The organism is Streptomyces sp. KR80, from assembly GCF_052245555.1.
In the GTDB taxonomy this organism is placed as follows: Bacteria; Actinomycetota; Actinomycetes; order Streptomycetales; family Streptomycetaceae; genus Streptomyces.
The window spans coordinates 273,864-291,719 of the sequence record NZ_JBQQCD010000006.1 but is presented as its reverse complement, the minus strand read 5'-3'; the positions used below and the strand labels follow the sequence as shown (position 1 = coordinate 291,719).

Annotated in this window: 11 protein-coding genes; 6 read left to right on the top strand and 5 right to left on the bottom strand. The window is 73.0% G+C overall.

What is annotated here, in order from left to right; all coding sequences use genetic code 11:
• The first annotated feature begins 1 nt into the window (after window position 1).
• Window positions 2–673, top strand: a complete 672-nt coding sequence (locus ACTWQI_RS12405; protein WP_443269884.1) for a hypothetical protein — start codon at window positions 2–4, stop codon at window positions 671–673.
• Between the two features lie 32 nt (window positions 674–705).
• Here ACTWQI_RS12405 and ACTWQI_RS12400 read toward each other — a convergent pair whose 3' ends face one another.
• From ACTWQI_RS12400 to ACTWQI_RS12390, 3 genes are read right to left on the bottom strand one after another with little or no spacing between them, the layout of a single operon-like run.
• Window positions 706–6,033 (bottom strand): hypothetical protein, encoded by a 5,328-nt coding sequence (locus ACTWQI_RS12400; protein ID WP_443269883.1) that lies wholly within the window; start codon window positions 6,031–6,033, stop codon window positions 706–708.
• Window positions 6,034–6,063: 30 nt separating this feature from the next.
• Window positions 6,064–6,939 carry a hypothetical protein gene (locus tag ACTWQI_RS12395; RefSeq protein ID WP_443269926.1) on the bottom strand — a complete coding sequence of 292 codons (876 nt, stop codon included), beginning with the start codon at window positions 6,937–6,939 and terminating at the stop codon, window positions 6,064–6,066.
• Window positions 6,940–6,971: 32 nt separating this feature from the next.
• Entirely contained in the window at window positions 6,972–8,528 is a 1,557-nt protein-coding gene (locus tag ACTWQI_RS12390) for a hypothetical protein (RefSeq protein ID WP_443269882.1), read from the bottom strand.
• Window positions 8,529–8,720: 192 nt separating this feature from the next.
• Here ACTWQI_RS12390 and ACTWQI_RS12385 point away from each other — a divergent pair, with 192 nt between their 5' ends.
• A complete protein-coding gene (locus ACTWQI_RS12385; RefSeq protein WP_443269881.1) occupies window positions 8,721–9,380 on the top strand; it encodes a GntR family transcriptional regulator in 660 nt (219 codons plus the stop codon).
• Here the strand turns inward: ACTWQI_RS12385 and ACTWQI_RS12380 are convergent.
• The gene (locus tag ACTWQI_RS12380) at window positions 9,358–10,104 is read right to left on the bottom strand and encodes a GntR family transcriptional regulator (RefSeq protein WP_443269880.1); all 747 of its coding nucleotides are present in this window, start codon (window positions 10,102–10,104) and stop codon (window positions 9,358–9,360) included. The genes ACTWQI_RS12385 and ACTWQI_RS12380 overlap by 23 nt on opposite strands.
• 208 nt (window positions 10,105–10,312) lie before the next feature.
• Here ACTWQI_RS12380 and ACTWQI_RS12375 point away from each other — a divergent pair, with 208 nt between their 5' ends.
• From ACTWQI_RS12375 to ACTWQI_RS12360, 4 genes are read left to right on the top strand one after another with little or no spacing between them, the layout of a single operon-like run.
• Window positions 10,313–11,623: an MFS transporter gene (locus tag ACTWQI_RS12375; RefSeq protein ID WP_443269879.1), complete on the top strand. Its 1,311-nt coding sequence runs from the start codon at window positions 10,313–10,315 to the stop codon at window positions 11,621–11,623.
• 55 nt (window positions 11,624–11,678) lie between these two features.
• Window positions 11,679–12,443: a LamB/YcsF family protein gene (locus ACTWQI_RS12370; protein WP_443269878.1), complete on the top strand. Its 765-nt coding sequence runs from the start codon at window positions 11,679–11,681 to the stop codon at window positions 12,441–12,443.
• Entirely contained in the window at window positions 12,440–13,105 is a 666-nt protein-coding gene (locus ACTWQI_RS12365; protein ID WP_443269877.1) for a 5-oxoprolinase subunit B family protein, read from the top strand. Before ACTWQI_RS12370 ends, ACTWQI_RS12365 begins: the two co-directional genes overlap by 4 nt.
• Window positions 13,102–13,965, top strand: a complete 864-nt coding sequence (locus ACTWQI_RS12360) for a biotin-dependent carboxyltransferase family protein (protein ID WP_443269876.1) — start codon at window positions 13,102–13,104, stop codon at window positions 13,963–13,965. The genes ACTWQI_RS12365 and ACTWQI_RS12360 overlap by 4 nt, the downstream gene beginning before the upstream one ends.
• Window positions 13,966–14,138: 173 nt before the next feature.
• Here the strand turns inward: ACTWQI_RS12360 and ACTWQI_RS12355 are convergent, their stop codons facing one another.
• On the bottom strand, window positions 14,139–17,771 hold the full coding sequence (locus ACTWQI_RS12355) for a hydantoinase B/oxoprolinase family protein (RefSeq protein WP_443269875.1): 3,633 nt from the start codon (window positions 17,769–17,771) through the stop codon (window positions 14,139–14,141).
• Between the last annotated feature and the right edge of the window lie 85 nt (window positions 17,772–17,856).

Genomic DNA, 17,856 nt, shown 5'->3' with positions numbered 1-17,856 from the left:
TATGGCGCTGCGGCCCATGCGGCACTCGGGCTACTCGGTCCTGACCTTCGGCGCGCTGGCCCTCGCCCTCGGCGTCTGCGTGAGCTGGCTGGTCACCGCACCGTTCGGCGGCAAGTGGGAGCCGGTCATCCAGACCTTGGCTCTCGTCGCCGCCATCAGCGGGGTCTTCGCGGAGCGGCGTGCCGCGGCGCAGGAGCGCGAGCGGCAGACGCTGCAGGCGCTCGCCGACGAGCTGCTGAAGAACACCGGCATCCTGGACGACACGCGCTTCGGTCCACTCGACCCGTTACGCCCCACTCACCGGGTCTTTCCTCGTCTGGTGCTCTCGGCGACGGACGCCGCGCTGATCTCCGGCGTTCTCGCCGACCGGGCGCACGGCCGTCTGCGCGCTGTGCTCTACGAGTGGCGGGACGCCGTCCACGAGCTCAACCGGCGGCTGGATCTTGCCGAGTTGCGGAGTTTTGTCGCCGACGCCCAGCATGCGGAACTACTCGCGGCGGACCGGGAACTGCGGCGCGAGAACGGCTATCTGGACCAGGTGGTGCAGCTGCGGGACCGCCTCGAGACCCTGCTCCGCGAGCGATACGCGCACGATGCGGGTGTGGCCTGGCGGCTGGACCGTCTCCCTTCGCAGGCGGGCGGAGAGCCCGACGCTCCGACACCCACCGGCTGACGGAGTCCGACGGCGGTCACGCGCTCACGCGGTTAATCAGCGGGCTCGGCTCCGGACAGCGCCGCGGGCGGCCGTTTGAACATCCTGGTCGCAGTGACCTCGCCGTGCACCGTCTCCTCCCCGGCCGCCTGCTGCGGCAGACCGGGCCGCAGATGCTCCTCGACACTGATGTACTTCAGTCCTGCGCGCAGGTCCGCATCGTTGCGCAGCCGGATGACCAGCGGGAACTCGGCCAGCGCCGTGGTGTCGAACAGGCCCGTGGTGTAGAGCAGCTGGACGCCGAGCGCATCGGCGACGGCCCGCTGCAACTCCAGCAGGTACGTGGCGTTGGCCCGGCCGATGGGGTTGTCCAGGAACAGCGTGCCCGCGTGCCGGTGCCGGTCGTGTCCCCGGTCGTTGCTGCGCAGCGCGGCCATGGTGCAGTACAGCGCGATGGCCGCGGTGAGCAGCTGCCCGCCGGAGAAGACGTCGCCCATCTGCCCGACCGGGACCCGTTCGGCGCGCAGCACCGCGTCCGGCTTGAGGATCTCGACCGCGACGCCCCGCGGCTGCAGTGCGGCGGCCACCCCGCGGAGCAGCAGCGACATGCCATCGCGGCGCAGGTCGGAGTTCTTCCTCACGGCAGCGCGGGTGGCCTCGTCGATGACCTCGCCCAGTCGCTCGGTGAGCGTGGCCTGGTCGGGGTCCTCGAAGCGGATCCTCAGGAACTCCTGTCCCGACCACTCGCCCAGACCTTCGGGGAGGCGGGAGAGCCGCTGGGCGGAGCGGAGGGTGGTGAGCGAGGACTCGACCAGTCCGCGGAGCCGGTCGACGATGCTGTCGCGGTTGCGCTCGAGCTGGGCCAGCTCGTCGGTCAGGACGCGCAGCCGGGGCGCGAACGCCTCGGCCCAGGCCGCCGCGTGCTCCGGCAACGCGGCGGCGGGCAATTCGCGGATCTGCTGGCGGGCAGGCGTACGCACCTGCTCGTAGCGGCTGGAGTTGGCGTGCCGTACGAGCACGTCGCTCGCCTCGCGCACGGCTGTCTCGGCGGACGACAGGCCGGCCGCACAGCCCCGCAGGGAGCGGCGGGCCTCGGCGGCGGCCTGACGGGCCGTCTCCAGGTCGCCGGCGTACGGCTCGGCCGGCTCCGCCTCCTGGTCCTGCGCGCCCTGACCGTCCCGTCCGTCCCGGAGCAGATCGCGCAGCAGGACCGCGATCTCGTCGAAGCCACCGGCCGCGTCCTCGGCCGCCCGATGACCGCTCAGCAGGTCCGCGTGCCGGGCACGGGCCGCCTCCAAAGCCTGTGTGTGGTCGGCGAGTTCGGACGTGGCGGTGCGCAGCAGCTCCTTCGCCTGATCGGCGTCGGCGGGTACCAACGCGTCCGGCAGCGAGGTGTGCGCATCTCCCTCCTGCGGCGCATGGCGCTCGGCCTCGCCGCGCAGCCGCCCGAGCTGCTCGCTGGCCGCCGAGGCGCGGGTCTCGAGCATCTGCACGAGGGACTCCGCCCGGGCGGCGGCGGCCTGCCGGGACGGGCCGTCCGCGCCGTCGGTGGATTCGAGGAGCTGGGCGGCGCGGGTGCGTACCTTGTTGGTGAGCCGGTCCAGCTCGGCGAGTGCGGCGCTCTCGTCGCTCTCCGCCCTGGCCTGCTCGGCGCGCAGGTCCGTGCCGACGCCGACCTTCTCGTACAGCTGGGAGGCCGCCCGGTAGGCCTCGCGCAGCGCGGGAAGGGCGGCGCGCGGCTGGGCCGCGTCCGGTCCTGCGTCGTCGGGGGCACCCGCGATCTCGGCGCGCTCGGCACGCAGCGCCCGCGCGGTACGCCGGGCGTCGTCGGCGGCGCGCTGCGCGGCCCGGCGGTCCTCGTCGGCGGCCCGGGCCCGCGCGAGGCAGGCCGCGGCTCGCGCCTCGGCCTCGGCGGCCTCGTCGGCCAGTTCGCGAAGGCGCGTCTGCCAGGAGGCGCGCTCGCGGAGCCGGAAGGCGAGCCCGGCCAGGGCATCGGCGGCCCGGCGGGCGCGTTGCGCGGCCTCCTGACGCTCGTCCCGAACCCGGGCCGCCTCCGCGGCGATCTCGTCGGTCTCGGCCCGGACCGTACGCGCCTCGGCGAGCTCCTGCTGGGCCGTCGCGGCTGCGTCACGGGCCGCTGCGGCGGCCGCGGCGAGCTCGGCGAGTTGGCCCGGCGGACAGCCGGTGCGCCAGGAGGACAACCGGCCGGCGAGGGCGCGGTCGGTGGCGAGGCGGGCCGCGAGCGCGCGAATCTCCTCGTCGCGGGCGGAGGCGCGAGCGCGCAGCGCCTGCCGCTCGTCGTCGGCCGCGCGCTCGTCGTGCATGGCAGGGTTGGGGGGTACGAGGAAGACGCCGCTGTCCTGTGCGCCGGGGGCGGGGGTGGGTGCGAGCAGCGCGGCGGCGGTGCCGACGGCGACGGTGGACCGCGGCAGCAGGGCGGCGCCGGCCAGGACCTCGCGGGCTCGGGCGTGGGTATCCGGGTCAGTGATGATCAGCCCGTCGACCAGCTCGGGGCGCGCGGCGAGCACGGCGGCGTGGTCGGCGGGATCGACTGCCTGGGCGAGGTAACGCCAGCCGGGCAGCGCGGGAATGCCGTGCTCGCCGAGATACTCGACGGCCGACAGGACGTCGGGGCCGGGCGGGAGCAGTCCGCCGTCACCGAGCGCCGCGAGGATGCGCGCGTCATCGGCGGCGGCCGTGCGGAGCTCGAACAGCTGCCGCTCGGCGGACGCGATGCTCTCGTCGAGCATGTCGCGCAGGGCATCAGCGCTGCGGTCCAGTTCATCGGCTGTCAGGGGGCCTTCCGCACCATCCGGGCGCCGTGCCGGCGCAGGGCGGAGCGCCACCTGCTCGTCACCGGACGGATCGTCACCGCCCTCGGCCCGCTCGGAGTCACCGTCCGTTTCGTCCGCACCCGGGCGTCGGCCTCGCACACCCAGTGCGTCAACGCCGGCCGATGCAGGGCCTTCGGCCACGGAACCTGCTCCCCCGGGCAGGCCGTACGCCCCCTCCAACCGACCGTCACCTGCGCCTGCAGCGCTGCCCAGCGTCGCGTCGGCGCGGGTGCTTCGGGCGGGTGCATCAGCCCGAACCGCCGGATGGGTCGCGGACTCCGTTCCAGCCGACTCCGTGTCCGCGGAGGCCTGGGTGCTGTCGGGACCACCGGAACCGGCTCGTGTGGCGCCCCCTCCTCGCTCCTCCGACGTGCGCGGGTTCTCCCGTCCCGTCGCGGCGAGGCCCGCGTCTATGGCAGGTCCGGTCGCTGCGCCCATGGCATCAGTGGGACCGGTCTCAACGGCGGGGTCGCCGCTGGCGGACCGCCCCCCGGCCTTCGCCGAGTCCTGGCCGGGGCCGTCCGCGGCGGGGCGGCTGGCGGCGGGCAGCGTGGCGCTCACGCCCCTGCCGTGCGTACCGGCCGTCGCCGCGTGAGTCGTCGGGCCGGCGACCGGAGGCTCCGACGACCGCCCGCGAGGCGGAGGCACGGAGCCGGGCCGGGCCCCGCCGCGGCCAGGCCGGGGCACGTCGGCGGGGGCCGGGTGGGACAGGCCCAGCAGCTCGGCCAAGCGCTCCTCCGCGCCGATCGATTCGGCGGCCCGCCGCTCCGCGGCGTATCCGGCTTCCGCGGCCTCGGCCGCGTCCGCCGCTCGCGCCGCGGCCAGCTCGGCGCGGGCCTCCTCCGCCATCGCCTCCCGCGCCCGGTCCGCGGTCTGCCGGGCGGTCTCGCGCGCATGGTCCCATGCCGCCACCGCGTGCTTCTCCGCGTCGCTCGCGGCGAGCGCCACCCGCGCCGGATCGGCGTCCGGCTCCGAGTTATCGAGCCAGCCGGTCCGTACCGCTTCGGCGGTCTCCCGCTCCACCTCGGCGAGCCGCAGGCGCAGGTGTTCGGCCTCGCTGCGGGCGCGCTGTGCGTCAGTGGCGGCGGCTGTGGCATCGCGGTGCGCCGCCTCGCCGGCCGCCTGCAGGGCGGCGGAACGCTCCTCCTCCGCGCCCGCGATGCCCTCGCCGTCCTCCGCGGCGGCGTGCAGAGCCCGGACGAGATCGGTGGCGGCGCGAGCGCGGGCGGCGAGCGCGGGGGCCGCGTCCCGCTCGGCCTCGCGGATCGCCGCGGCCACCCGGGCGGCACGGTCGGCGGCGGCGCGATGCCGGAGCACGACCTCGGCCGCCTGCCAGGCCGAGTGCAGGGTCCGTGCGTCGCTCAGCTCGCGGCGCTGTGCGGCAGCCGCCTTCTCCGCCGCGGCCAGGGCCAGCGACGCATGACGGTAGGCGAGTTCGGCGGCGACGAGGCGGCTGCGGCCGCGGCTCTCCTCGGCTTCGCCGACCGCGTGGGCGGCCGCGGTGACCTGCTCGGCCAGTTCGGTGGCTCGGCCACGCTCCTCGGCCCCACGGGCGGCCAGTCGGCGGGCGAGCGTACGGGTGCGGCGATCCGCCCCCGCGTGCACCTCGCGTGCCCGCTCGCGCTGCTCGGCGGCCTCCGTGATCCGGGAGAGCAACTCCAGGGAGCCGGCGGTGAAGTCGCGCTCCGCCGTGAGTTCGGATCGGCGGCCGAGCTTGTTCGCGAAGCCGTGGACGAGCTCGGCGAGCCCGTCGGTGTCACGGGTGTCGGTGACGGCCCTCAGCAGGAGATCGGTGAAGTCGGAGTCGTTCTTGACCGCGAAGAGACCGGCCGCCTCGCCTTCGTCGGCGTTCATCTCCCGCTGGTACCGGAAGAGTTCGGGGTCGAGACCGAGGTGTCCGAGGTGCTCGTTCCACCGTTCGTGGATGTCCTCCCAGACCACGTCGAGGCCCGGATAGGCCTTTCCCGCCTCGGTGATGGCGTCCCGGAAGCCCTTCATCGTGCGGCGGCGGCCCTGCGCCCCGGACATGCCCTCGACGGGCGGACGTACGGCGGTGGACTCGGCGACGGGCAGGGAGTCGAGGCTCATGCCGGGTCCCGGCCGGAACGAGTACCACGCCTCGGCGAACTTCCGCGGGTCGCCCGAGACCTGACGGCCCCGCCACTCGCTGACCTTGCCGACGACCACGCACTCGCCGGTCACCGTGTGCTGCCACTCCAGGGCGACCTGCCCGCAGTCGTCGGCCAGCAGAAACTTCCGCAAAACACCGGAGCTGGCGCCGCCGAGGGTGTTGCGGTGGCCGGGCAGCATCACGGAGAAGATCAGCTTGAGGAGTACGGACTTGCCGCCGCCGTTCTCCAGGAAGAGCACGCCCGCGGGGGCGGGCCGGCGCGGCGGACCGACGGGCTCGTCCTCGAAGAAGTCCGCCTGTGTGGGTGCCGGGCTGGCCACGGGCTCGCCCACGCCCCGCAGGTCCAGCACGGTGTCGGCGTAGCGCGCACCGGCGGGCCCGATGGAGTAGAGGCGGACTCGGGACAGCTCGTACATGGCGGCGGACTCTCGTTGTCGTCGTGGGGTTCAGCTGTGGCGGTGCTGGTTCTCGGAGAAGGGCAGACCGGCGTCCGCGACCAGGTGGAGGTCGTCGGTGTCGTCGGGCGGGAGGAGGGTCGCGGTGCCGTCACTCACCGGCACGACGCCGAGTGCCAGCAGCTCCGCCATGGCGGAGCTGCCCGCCATGTCACGGACCTGCAGCTGGTACCGGGCCGTGGTGCGGTATGTGCCCCCGGCGTCGTCACCGGTGCGCTGCAGGAAGCCGGAGTCGCTGAGGAAGGCGACTGCCTTGCCGACGATCCCGGTCGTGGAACCGGCCAGCCGCCGCGCGTCCTTGGTCGCGCCGGTGGCGGTGCGGCGGGCCCAGACTCGCCAGGCGGACTCCAGCCCGGGCGCGTCGGTGGCGGGGTCGGTGTTCTCCCCCTGCTGCGCGGCCCGCTCCTCGAGGCGGCGGCAGGCCTGTCGTACGAACGCGTCGACGCCGTGAACGGTGATACGGCCGATGTAGCCGTCGTCGGCGAGGTCCTCAGGACGGGGGAAGGCCAGGGCGGCGACCGCCAGATGCGCGAGTCCGTGCAGAAAGCGGTCGGTGGAGTCGGAGGAGGCCCGGCGGGCGTAGTCGCCCATGCGGACCGCGAAGACGGAGTCCTCGGCAGCCGCCACGGCCATCCCGGCGCGCGTCGACACCTCGAGGACCACCAGGCCGAGCCCGGCGGCGACGGCGTCCGCGAGGCGTGCGAAGGCGGGGTCGTCGCGGTGGCGCAGCAGCAGCTCGGCGTACTCCGGGTCGCGCGCGGGCAGCAGTTTGGGCTGCAGCCCGAAGGCGACCAGGCGCGCGGCGTCGGACGCGTCTGCGGGCGTGATGCCACTGCCGGTGGCGGCAGCCGAGCCACCAGGCTCCACCGAGGGCTCGTCGACGTCGTACTCGACAGTCACTACGCGGCCTCCGATCGGGCCGCGGCCATGCTCGCGGCATCGAGGAGAGCCGTGCCGACGATGAGGTCCGCTCCGCCGAACTCGGGGTCGTCGAGTTCGGTGCCGTCGTCGACCGCGAACAGCAGACGCTGCTCGCCCTGGCGGTAGGCGGTGCCGACCGACGGAGCGGCGGCGTGGACCGCGAGGAGCGCGACGAGGTAGGGAAGTTCGGGGTCGCGGCGGCGGGCCTCGGCAAGGAGACCGGAGAGTCGGCGCGGGGCGTCCGCCGGCAGGTCGAGGAGCTCCATCGCCGAGGCGAACTGCTCCTCGCTGAAGCGGCTGTCGTCGGGCGTGGCGACCAGGTCCGGCTCGGGCATCTCCGCACCGAGGTGTTCGCGCTCCACGGGCGGAGTGAGCAGCAGCTCCACCAGGTCGCCGACCCGTACCGCGGCCGGAGGACGCAGTCCCGTGCCGCGCGCGAAGAAGGCATCGGTGACCCGGGTCGCCTGTTCCAGCGGAAGGGGCAGGACGGGGGCGACGAGCTGCCCGTACAGGTCGAGGCCGGACCTGGCGGCAGGGGTGGTGAACGCCTGCCGGTCCTGCTCGGCGCGGAACAGCGGACCGGCTTCCAGCAGCCGGGACTGCAGTTGGGTGTGGCGGCGGATGCAGTCCTTGACGATGTCGACCAGTTCGGCGGCGCGCCGCTTGTGCTCACCGGTCTTGTGGTCGGCGCCCGTCTCGGCCTCGTCGCGAGCACGGCGGATGTTCGTCAGGATCGCATTCTCATGGCGGTAGCGGTCCGCCACGTGGTCGAGTGCCTCGGCGATCATGTCCGGCACCGTGCGCAGCCAGTCGACCGCGCGGACGTTGCGCCGGGTCGCGTCGAGGGTCCGGCGCAGCGTCTCGGCGTACTGGACCGTGCGGTAGCGGGCCTGCTCGGCGGCGAGTTGGGCGTCGGCGAGCCGGCCACGGCTGATCAGCACCTCCAGTTTCACCTCGGCGGCGATCTGGGCACTGGTCACATCGGTGTCGAGCGCGCCGACCAGGACGTTGACCGCTTCGTCGGTGGTGCGCAGATAGACGCGCCCGCCGGGGCCCGGCACCTCCTCGATCAGCTTGAAGTCGTAGTCCCGCCGGACGTACGCGCCATCGGGCCCGAAGGTGCCGTACACGGCCCGGAAGCCGCGGTCCACGCTGCCGACGTTGATCAAGTTCTCCAGCACCCAGCGGGCGACCCGCTCGTGCTCGGCGACGGGCCGGGCCGGAGCCTGGGCGGCGATCCGCGGCAGCAGCCGGGCGACGATCTCTTCGTGGTCGGCACCGGTGTCGAAGTCCATGTGGAGGGTGACGAGGTCGATCGCGGCGAGCGCCACCTCCGCCATCGCATAGACCGAGTACTCGCCCGCGAGGTTGGCCTTGCGAGCATCCAGGTCGTGCAGCGGTGCGGTGCAGGCCAGCGCCCGCAGCCGCCGGGCCAGGCCCTCGTCGGCGGCCGGGCCGGGTGCGGGCCGGGCCGCCGAGCCGAGCAGTGCCCCACTGAGCTGGGGCGGAGCGAGGTCCGACGGGTGCGAAGTCACGACGCACAGATTAGGACCTCGGACTGACAACGACCGAAAGGGCACGGTTGGGGCGGCACCGCCGGCACTGGGGGCGAGGCCGTGACCGAAGGAACTAGGCTATTGATCAACAATTAACCCCATACCAGACCGATGGTGATGTGCGCGACGGACGGGGCATCCGCGTATCACCACCTGCACACGGGAGATCCCATGGAGACGGTGGGCACCGCCGGCGGTGCGGCGCAGCGCGTCGCCGAAGTGCTGCGCGAGCGCATCGCACGCGGCATCCTGCCGCCGGGCACCCGGCTGTCCGAGGAGTCGCTCGGCGCGGGTCTCGGCGTCTCACGGAACACGCTGCGCGAGGCCTTCCGGCTGCTGGCCGACGGCCGACTGGTGGTCCACGAGTTGAACCGGGGTGTGTTCGTACGGGTGCTCGGCCCCGGCGATGTCATCGACATCTACACGGTTCGACGGGCACTGGAGACGGCCGGAGTGCGCGCCGCGCCCGACGCGCCACCCGAACGGTTCGGCGCACTGCGCCAGGCCGTCGCCGCAGGGGCCAAGGCGGCGCAGTCCGGCGACTGGTCCATGGTCGGCACCGCCGACCTCCACTTCCACCAGGCGCTCGGCGGACTGGCCGGCAGCCCACGGCTGGACGAGTACCTGAGCCGGCTGCTCGCCGAACTGCGCCTCGCCTTCCTGGCGATGCCCTCGCCGCGCGACCTGCACGAACCGTTCCTGCACCGCAACCAGGCCATCGCAGCGCTGCTCGAATCCGGTGCGAGCGACCGCGCGGAAGCCGAGCTCGAGCGCTATCTCAGCGACGCCCAGCGGATGATCCTCGACATCATGATGAAGGCCGACGCATGACGGCAGCCGCCGGGCCCGCGCCGCCTTGGCCCCCGACGCGCTGCGCATAGGCGTCCACGAGCTGCTGGTGCGAGTCGTCGAGGTAGGCGCCGAGCAAGCTTTCCGCGGCCGTGACGTCCCCGGCCCGTAGGGCATCGAGGATGTCACCGTTGCGCAGCAGATAGGGCTCATGGAGGCGGCGCGGGCTGTCCACCACATGGAAGGCCAGCCGCAACTCGGCCAGGACGCTGCGCATCAGCTCGTCCGTGCGCGGGCTCCCGGCGAGAGCGACGAGCTCGCGGTGGAAGTGGATGTTGGCGGTCGAAACGCCCTTCCAGTTCCGCTCCTGCGCGGCGCGCCGCCCGTCGGCGACCGCGGCGGCGACCCCGTCCAGCGGATACGGCGGCTCCCCCAGTCCGCGCACCACCGCGCATTCCACGAGCCGCCGTGTGCGGAAGATGTCCACCACGTCCTCGACGGCGAGCACCCGGACGAAGACCCCCCGATTGAGCTGATGGACCAGCAACCGCTCATGGGTGAGCAGGCGGAACGCTTCCCGCAGCGTATTGCGCGAGATCCCCAGGGCACCCCCGATGCTCTCCTCGGAGAGCCGGGCCCCCGGCGGGAAGAACCCTTCCGCGATCCGGGTGCGCAGGATGTCCGCGACCCGCTCCGCGGTACTGGTACGGCCCAGCAGAGCACGGTCGTCCGCCAGCCCGGCCGACTCGGCTCCTGTCGTCCTCACAGCGCCCCCTGGCCCTGACTCGCTCGCGATGCGCAGCCCGCACCGCCACTCAACTCCGCCTGACCGGAAGTCAATCGTAGGTGGGGGAACAAGACAACACACCCCTTGCCGGATCGTTCAACAATCCTCTACGTTGTGGCAGGCGCCGGGCAGCCGCCCAGCGCCTCCCCCACTCTCCGCGGCACCCTTCTCCCTCTGCGAGGTGCACATGGGTACAACTCCTCCGCCCCGCTTCGCGCCGCCCGACGAGCGCCCCGAGCCCGGCCACCGTGGCGATCGCTCCGAAGAACGCGGAGCCTTCGCCTGGTTCCGCGCCCTCAGTCCGCGCGGCCGCCGCGCCTTCGGCGGCGCATTCGGCGGATTCGCCCTGGATTCCTATGACTTCTTCACTCTGCCGCTGGGCATGGTCGCCATCGCGGCGTACTTCAGCCTCGACACCGGCCAGACCGGTCTGTTGACCACCGTCACCCTGGTCGTCTCCGCCGTCGGCGGTGCGCTCGCCGGAATCCTGGCCGACCGGATAGGCCGGGTGAAGGCGTTGGTGATCACCGTCGGCACCTACGCGCTCTTCACCGTCCTGTGCGGCTTCGCGCCCAACTACGAGATGCTGCTGGTCTTCCGCGCGCTCCAGGGCCTCGGGTTCGGCGGCGAATGGGCGGTCGGCGCGATCCTGGTCGCCGAGTACGCCTCGGCGAAGCACCGCGGCCGCACCCTCGGCGCCATCCAGAGCTCATGGGCGGTCGGCTGGGCGCTCGCGGTCGTCGTCTACACCCTGGTCTTCCGGTTCCTCGACCAGGACACCGCCTGGCGCGTGCTGTTCTGGACCGGAGCGCTCCCCGCCCTGCTCATCCTGTACGTCCGGCGCAACGTCAGCGACGCTCCCGAGGCTGCCGAGCGCCGCCGGGAGAGCGCCGAGAAGGGCTCGTTCACCGCGATCTTCGGGCCCGGCCTGGGGCGGACCACGGTGTTCGCCGTGCTGCTGTCCACCGGCGTCCAGGGCGGCTACTACACCCTCGCCACCTGGGTCCCCACCTACCTCAAGACCGAGCGCGGTCTCACCGTGGTCGGGACGGGCGGCTATCTGACGTTCCTCATCTCGGGCGCATTCATCGGCTATCTCACCGGCGGATACCTCACCGACAAGCTGGGCCGGAAGCGCAACATCACCCTGTTCGCCGGTCTCTCCGCGATCTGCATCTTCGCCTACACCAACATCCCGTCCGGTGCGAACAGCCTGCTGCTCGTCCTCGGCTTCCCCCTCGGCTTCTGCATGTCGGCCATCTTCAGCGGGTTCGGGTCCTTCCTCAGCGAGCTCTATCCGGCCGCGGTGCGCGGCACCGGGCAGGGCTTCACGTACAACACCGGTCGTGGCCTGGGGGCGTTCTTCCCGACGCTGGTCGGCTTCCTGGCCGGCAGTTGGGGCGTGGGCGGCGCGCTGATCTTCGGTGCCATCGGCTACGGCATCGCGGTACTCGCCCTGTTCGGCCTGCCGGAGACCCGCGGTCGCGAGCTGCTCTGACGGCCGCGCAGCTCAAGAGACCCCAGAGAATCGACCGACGAAAGACACCTCTCGCATGACCCACCCGCTGATCGACCTCAACGCCGACCTCGGGGAGGGCTTCGGACGCTGGACACTCACCGACGACGAGGCCCTGTTGTCCGTCATCACCAGCGCCAACGTCGCGTGCGGGTTTCACGGCGGCGACCCCTCGACCATGCGGCGGGTCTGCGAGCTGGCCGCCGAGCGCGGAGTCCGCATCGGCGCGCAGGTCTCCTACCGGGATCTCGCAGGCTTCGGGCGCCGCGCGATGGACGTACCGCCGCAGGAACTGGCCGACGAAATCGCCTACCAGATCGGTGCGTTGCAGGTCTTCGCCCGGTCGGCCGGAGCGCCGGTCGGCTACGTCAAACCGCACGGCGCGCTCTACAACCGCAGCGTGCACGACGAGGAGCAAGCCGCCGCCGTTGTCCAGGGAGTACTGCTCGCCGGTGGGTCTCTGCCGGTCCTCGGGCTGCCCGGCTCCCGCCTCCACGAGGCGGCCGGCAGGGCCGGACTGCCGGTCGTCGCCGAGGCCTTCGCCGACCGCGCGTACACCGCGGCCGGCACCCTCGTGCCGCGCCGCGAGCCCGGGGCCGTCCTCACCGAACCCGACGCGGTGGTCAAGCGCTCCCTCGAGATCGCCCGCGACAGGACAGTGAGGGCGGTCGACGGGCAGCGGATCGAGGTGGACGTCCGCTCGCTGTGCCTGCACGGCGACACCCCCGGCGCCGCCGCTCTCGCCCGCCGCATCCGCACCGAACTTGAGGCCGCGGGCATACGCGTGGAGGCCTTCACGTGAGAAGTCTGCCGGTCGGGGACCATGGGCTGCTGATCGAGCTCGACAGCGGCGTGGCGGCCTTGGCACTCCACGCCGAGCTGCTGCGGCGCGCCGCGGCGGGAGTGCTGCCCGCCGTACGGGAGATCGTGCCCGCGGCGCGCACCGTGCTGCTCAGCGGACTGGACGAACCCGGCTGGTTCGCCGCCGAGTTGGCCGAATGGGACATACCGCCGCTCGATCGCCGGCAGCAGATCACCGTCGAGCTCCCGGTCCGCTACGACGGCCCGGATCTCGCGGAGGTCGCCGACGCGTGGGGAGTCGCGCCGGACGAGGTCGCGCGCATTCACTCCGGCACCGAATTCCGGGTCGCGTTCTGCGGTTTCGCACCCGGCTTCGGCTATCTCACCGGGCTGCCCGAGCGCTACCGGGTCCCGCGCCGCGCCACCCCGAGGACCGGCGTCCCGCCCGGCTCGGTCGCGCTCGCCGGGCCGTACACCGGCGTGTATCCGCGCTCCTCCCCCGGCGGCTGGCAGCTCATCGGCACCACGGACGCGGTGCTGTGGGACCCCCGGCGGAACCCGGCGGCACTGCTCACACCGGGGACGCGGGTGCGCTTCGTCTCGAAGCCCCAGGAGCCTCAGGAGCCTCAGGAGACCCCGGAGACCCCGGAGACCGCAGCATGACGGACTGTGCCGTCACGGTCGTACGACCCGGCGTGCTGACGACGGTTCAGGATCTGGGGCGGCCCGGCCACGCCCACCTCGGGGTGCCGCGAGCCGGAGCGCTCGACCCGCCCGCGCACCGGCTGGCCAACCGGCTCGTCGGCAACCCGGTCACCGCCGCGACCCTGGAGACGACGCTCGACGGCTGCGCGGTACGGGTCCGGTCGGCGGTGACCGCGGCCGTCACGGGTGCCCCCTGCCCGGTCACCGTGGACGGCCACCCAGCCCCCTGGGGCGCGCCCGTGCGCGTACCGGCCGGGTCGGTGCTCGAGGCCGGAGCCGCCTCCCACGGGGTGCGCAGCTATGTGGCGTTCTCGGGCGGGGTGGACGCCGAACCGGTGCTCGGCAGCCGCTCCACCGATGTGCTCTCGGGGTTGGGCCCGGCGCCGCTCTCGGACGGCGCGATGCTCCCGCTGGGCGTGCCCCACGCACCGCCGCGCGGCGCGGACGTCCTGCCCTGCCCGGGGCCGCCGCGGGAGTTGGTGCTGCCGGTGGTGCCGGGTCCGCGCGACGACTGGTTCACCGCCGCGTCCCTGCGGTTGCTCGCGACCGGCGGCTACCGCGTCTCGGCCGCGAGCAACCGCATCGGACTGCGCATCGAGGGACCCTCGCTGGAACGAGCCGTGCACGGCGAACTCCCCAGCGAGGGCATGGTCCTTGGCGCCCTCCAGGTGCCGCCCGACGGCCGTCCCGTACTCTTCCTGGCCGACCATCCGACGACGGGCGGCTACCCCGTGGTGGGCGTCGTACCGGAGGCCCATCTGCCCTCCGCAGCCCAGGCCGCCCCCGGCACGCCAGTGCGTTTCGTGCCGCGAGTCTGACCCCGTTGTGCCCACCACCGGCGTGCAGCCGCGTACGAAGCGGGAACCTCCGGCTTGCAGTTGCGGACCGTCGCCGGGTGCGGGCCGGTTGTGCCCACCCTCCCCCAGCTACCGCTGGGAGGTGCCCCCACGCCCCCGCGGAACGACTGCCCGCAACCTTGTGGGACCTAAGGTCACCCCTCCGCCGGAGGCGGGCCGTAGCCGCCACCGCCCGGCGTGCGGACGACGAGCACGTCACCGGCGCCCACGTCGACGACATCGCAGCCGTCCCGCGCCTCCACCGTCCCGTCCGCCCGCTCGATGAGGTTCGCGCCCAGCTCCCCCGGCTCACCGCCCGCCATGCCGTACGGCGCCGCCCTCCGGTGTCCCGTCAGCAGCGCCACGGTCATCGGCTCCAGGAAGCGGATACGGCGGGTGACGCCGCATCCGCCGTGCCACCGGCCGCGCCCGCCACTGCCGTCCCGCACCGAGAAGTCCTCCACGCGCACCGGATAGCGCCATTCCAGGACCTCGGGGTCGGTCAGCCGCGAGTTGGTCATATGGGTCTGCACGGCGTCGGCCCCGTCGAAGCCTTCTCCGGCACCCGAACCGCTCGCCACGGTCTCGTAGTACTGCACCCGTTCGTTGCCGAAGGTCACGTTGTTCATCGTGCCGGATCCCTCGGCCTGCACGCCGAGCGCACCGTACAGCGCGCCCGTCACCGCCTGGGACGTCTCGACGTTGCCCGCCACTGTCGCCGCCGGGAACGTGGGCGCGAGCATCGAGCCCTCCGGGATGCGGACCTCCAAAGGTTTGAGACAGCCGCTGTTGAGCGGAATGTCTTCGGCGATCAGCGTGCGGAAGACGTAGAGCACCGCGGCCATGACCACGGACGACGGTGCGTTGGCGTTGCCCGGCTGCTGCGGGGAGGTCCCGGTGAAGTCGAGTACGGCGCTGCGCGCCGCACGGTCGACGCGCAAAGCGACCTGGATGACCGCACCGCTGTCGGTCTCGTAGCGGTACGAGCCGTCGTTCAGCCCGGCGAGGATACGGCGCACGGACTCCTCGGCGTTGTCCTGGACGTGCTGCATGTACGCCTGCACGACATCCAGGCCGAACTGCTCGATCATCCGCCGCAGTTCCTCGATGCCCTTCTCGTTCGCGGCGATCTGCGCACGCAGGTCGGCGAGGTTGGCGTCGGGAGCACGCGAGGGGTACGGGTGGGAGGTGAGCAGTTCGCGCGTCTCGGTCTCGCGCAGCCGGCCGTCCCGGACGAGAAGCCAGTTGTCGAAGAGAACGCCCTCCTCCTGGATGGTCCGGCTGAAGGCGGGCATGGAGCCGGGGGTGATGCCGCCGATCTCGGCGTGGTGACCGCGCGACGCGACGAGGAACAGCAGGTCCTCTCCCCCCGCGGCGCCAGCCGCTGATGTCACCGTGTCGAAGACGGGCGTGACGACGGTGACATCGGGCAGGTGCGTGCCGCCGTGGTACGGGTCGTTGATCGCGTAGACGTCACCCGGTCGCATCGCCCCTTCGTTGCGCCGCAGCACCTCCTTGATCGACTCGCCCATGGAGCCGAGGTGCACGGGGATGTGCGGGGCATTCGCGATCAGACTGCCCTCGGCGTCGAAGAGCGCGCAGGAGAAGTCCAGCCGTTCCTTGATGTTGACCGAGTGGGCGGTGTTCTCCAGACGCACGCCCATCTGCTCGGCGATGGCCATGAAGAGGCTGTTGAAGACCTCGAGCATGACCGGGTCCACCTCGGTGCCGACCGCGACCGTGCCCGGCCGCGGACGGACGCGGGTGAGCATCAGGTGGCCGCGCCGTCCCACGGCCGCCTGCCAGCCCGGGTCGACGACGGTGGTGGCGTTCTCCTCCGCGATGATCGCCGGGCCGGTGACGCTGTCGCCCGGACGCAGGTCGGCATGCTCGTACAGCGCCGTGTCCTGCCGGCGGCCCTCGGTGAACATCCGCACGGTCGCCGCCGGGGTCAGCTCGCCGTCGCGTGGCGGGAGGTCTACGGCGTAGCCGCTCGATTCGCTCGCCGAACCGACCGCCTCGACCGACACCGCCTCGGCGACGAGCGGCTTGTCCATGGTGAACGCATAGCGGGTGCGGTGGACCCGTACGAACTCCTCGCGCATCGCGGCGGCGGTGTCCAGCGCCACGGGGATGCTGGAGTCGGTGCCCGCGTAGCGCAGGTGGACCCGGGAGGCGGTGGAGATCGTCTCCTGCGGGACGCCGTCGGCGAGCAGTTCGGCAGAAGTCCGCCGCGCGAGGGCGGCGCAGACCTCGCGGATCCGCGGCATGGCGGCGTCGGCCAGCTGGGCCTCGACCGACTGCTCACGCATGGCGGTGGCGTCGGCGACCCCGATGCCGTACGCGGAGAGCACGCCGGCGAGCGGCGGGATGATCACCGTGCTGACGCCGAGCGCGTCGGCGACCGCGCAGGCGTGCTGTCCGCCGGCACCGCCGAAACTGGTGAGCGCGTAGCGGGTGACGTCGTGGCCGCGCTGGACGGAGATCTTCTTGACCGCGTTCGCCATGTTGAGCACGGCGATGTCGAGGAACCCGGCGGCGACCTCCTCGGGGGTGCGGCGGTCGCCGACCGCGGCCGCGGCCTCCTCCGCCAGCTCGGTGAACTTCCGCCGGACCACCTCGGCGTCGAGCGGCTCGTCACCCTTGGGTCCGAAGACCGCCGGGAAGTGGCCGGGCTGCACCCGGCCCAGCATCACGTTGGCGTCGGTCACGGTCAGCGGGCCGCCGCCCCGGTAGCAGGCCGGGCCGGGAACGGCCCCGGCCGAGTCGGGGCCGACTCGGTAGCGCCGCCCGTCGAAATGGAGGACCGAGCCGCCGCCCGCCGCGACGGTGTGGATGTTCATCATCGGGGCGCGCATCCGTACCCCGGCCACCTCGGTGCCGAAGACCCGCTCGAACTCTCCCGCGTAGTGCGACACATCGGTCGACGTGCCCCCCATGTCGAACCCGATGACGCGGTCGTGACCCGCTTCGGCGGCCGAGCGCACCATGCCCACGACGCCTCCCGCCGGACCGGAGAGCACGGCGTCCTTGCCCCGGAAGTGCGCGGCCTCCCGCAGCCCGCCGTTGGACTGCATGAACATCAGCCGGATGCCGTGCAACTCCTCGGCGACGCCGTCGACATAGCGCCGCAGGATCGGCGACAGATACGCGTCCACGACGGTGGTGTCGCCCCGGGACACCAGTTTCATCAGCGGACTGACCTCGTGGGAGCAGCTGACCTGGGCGAAGCCGAGCCGACTGGCGGCTTCCCCGATGGCCTGCTCGTGTGCTGCGTGCCGGTAGCCGTGCAGCAGCACGACGGCGACGCTGCGGAAGCCGTCGTCCCGTGCCCGGCGAAGGGCCTCGGTCACCTGCTCCAGGTCCAGTTCCCGTACGACGCCGCCGTGCGCGTCCAGCCGTTCCGGAACCTCCACGACCCGGTCGTAGAGCGCCTCCGGAAGCACGATCCGGCGGTCGAAGAGCCGCGGTCGGTTCTGGTAGGCGATGCGCAGTGCGTCGCGGAAGCCCGCGGTGACGACCAGCACGGTCGGCTCGCCCTTGCGCTCCAGCAGGGCGTTGGTCGCGACGGTCGTGCCCATCTTGACGACGGCGATGCGGTCCGGCGGGATGGGCTCGTCCGGCCCGAGCTCCAGCAGGAGCCTGATCCCGGCGACGGCTGCGTCCCGGTACCGCTCCGGATTGTGCGACAGCAGCTTCCGCGTGACGAGCCGGCCGTCCGGCCGCCTGCCGACCACGTCGGTGAACGTGCCGCCACGGTCGATCCAGAACTCCCAGCGTTCTGCCATCCGTCCATTGTGGCAGCGCCTGGCGCCGCTCGGCGTGGTGCGGTCGGCCGATACGAGCCCCCCGGCCGTGCCGAGCCGCGGGTCG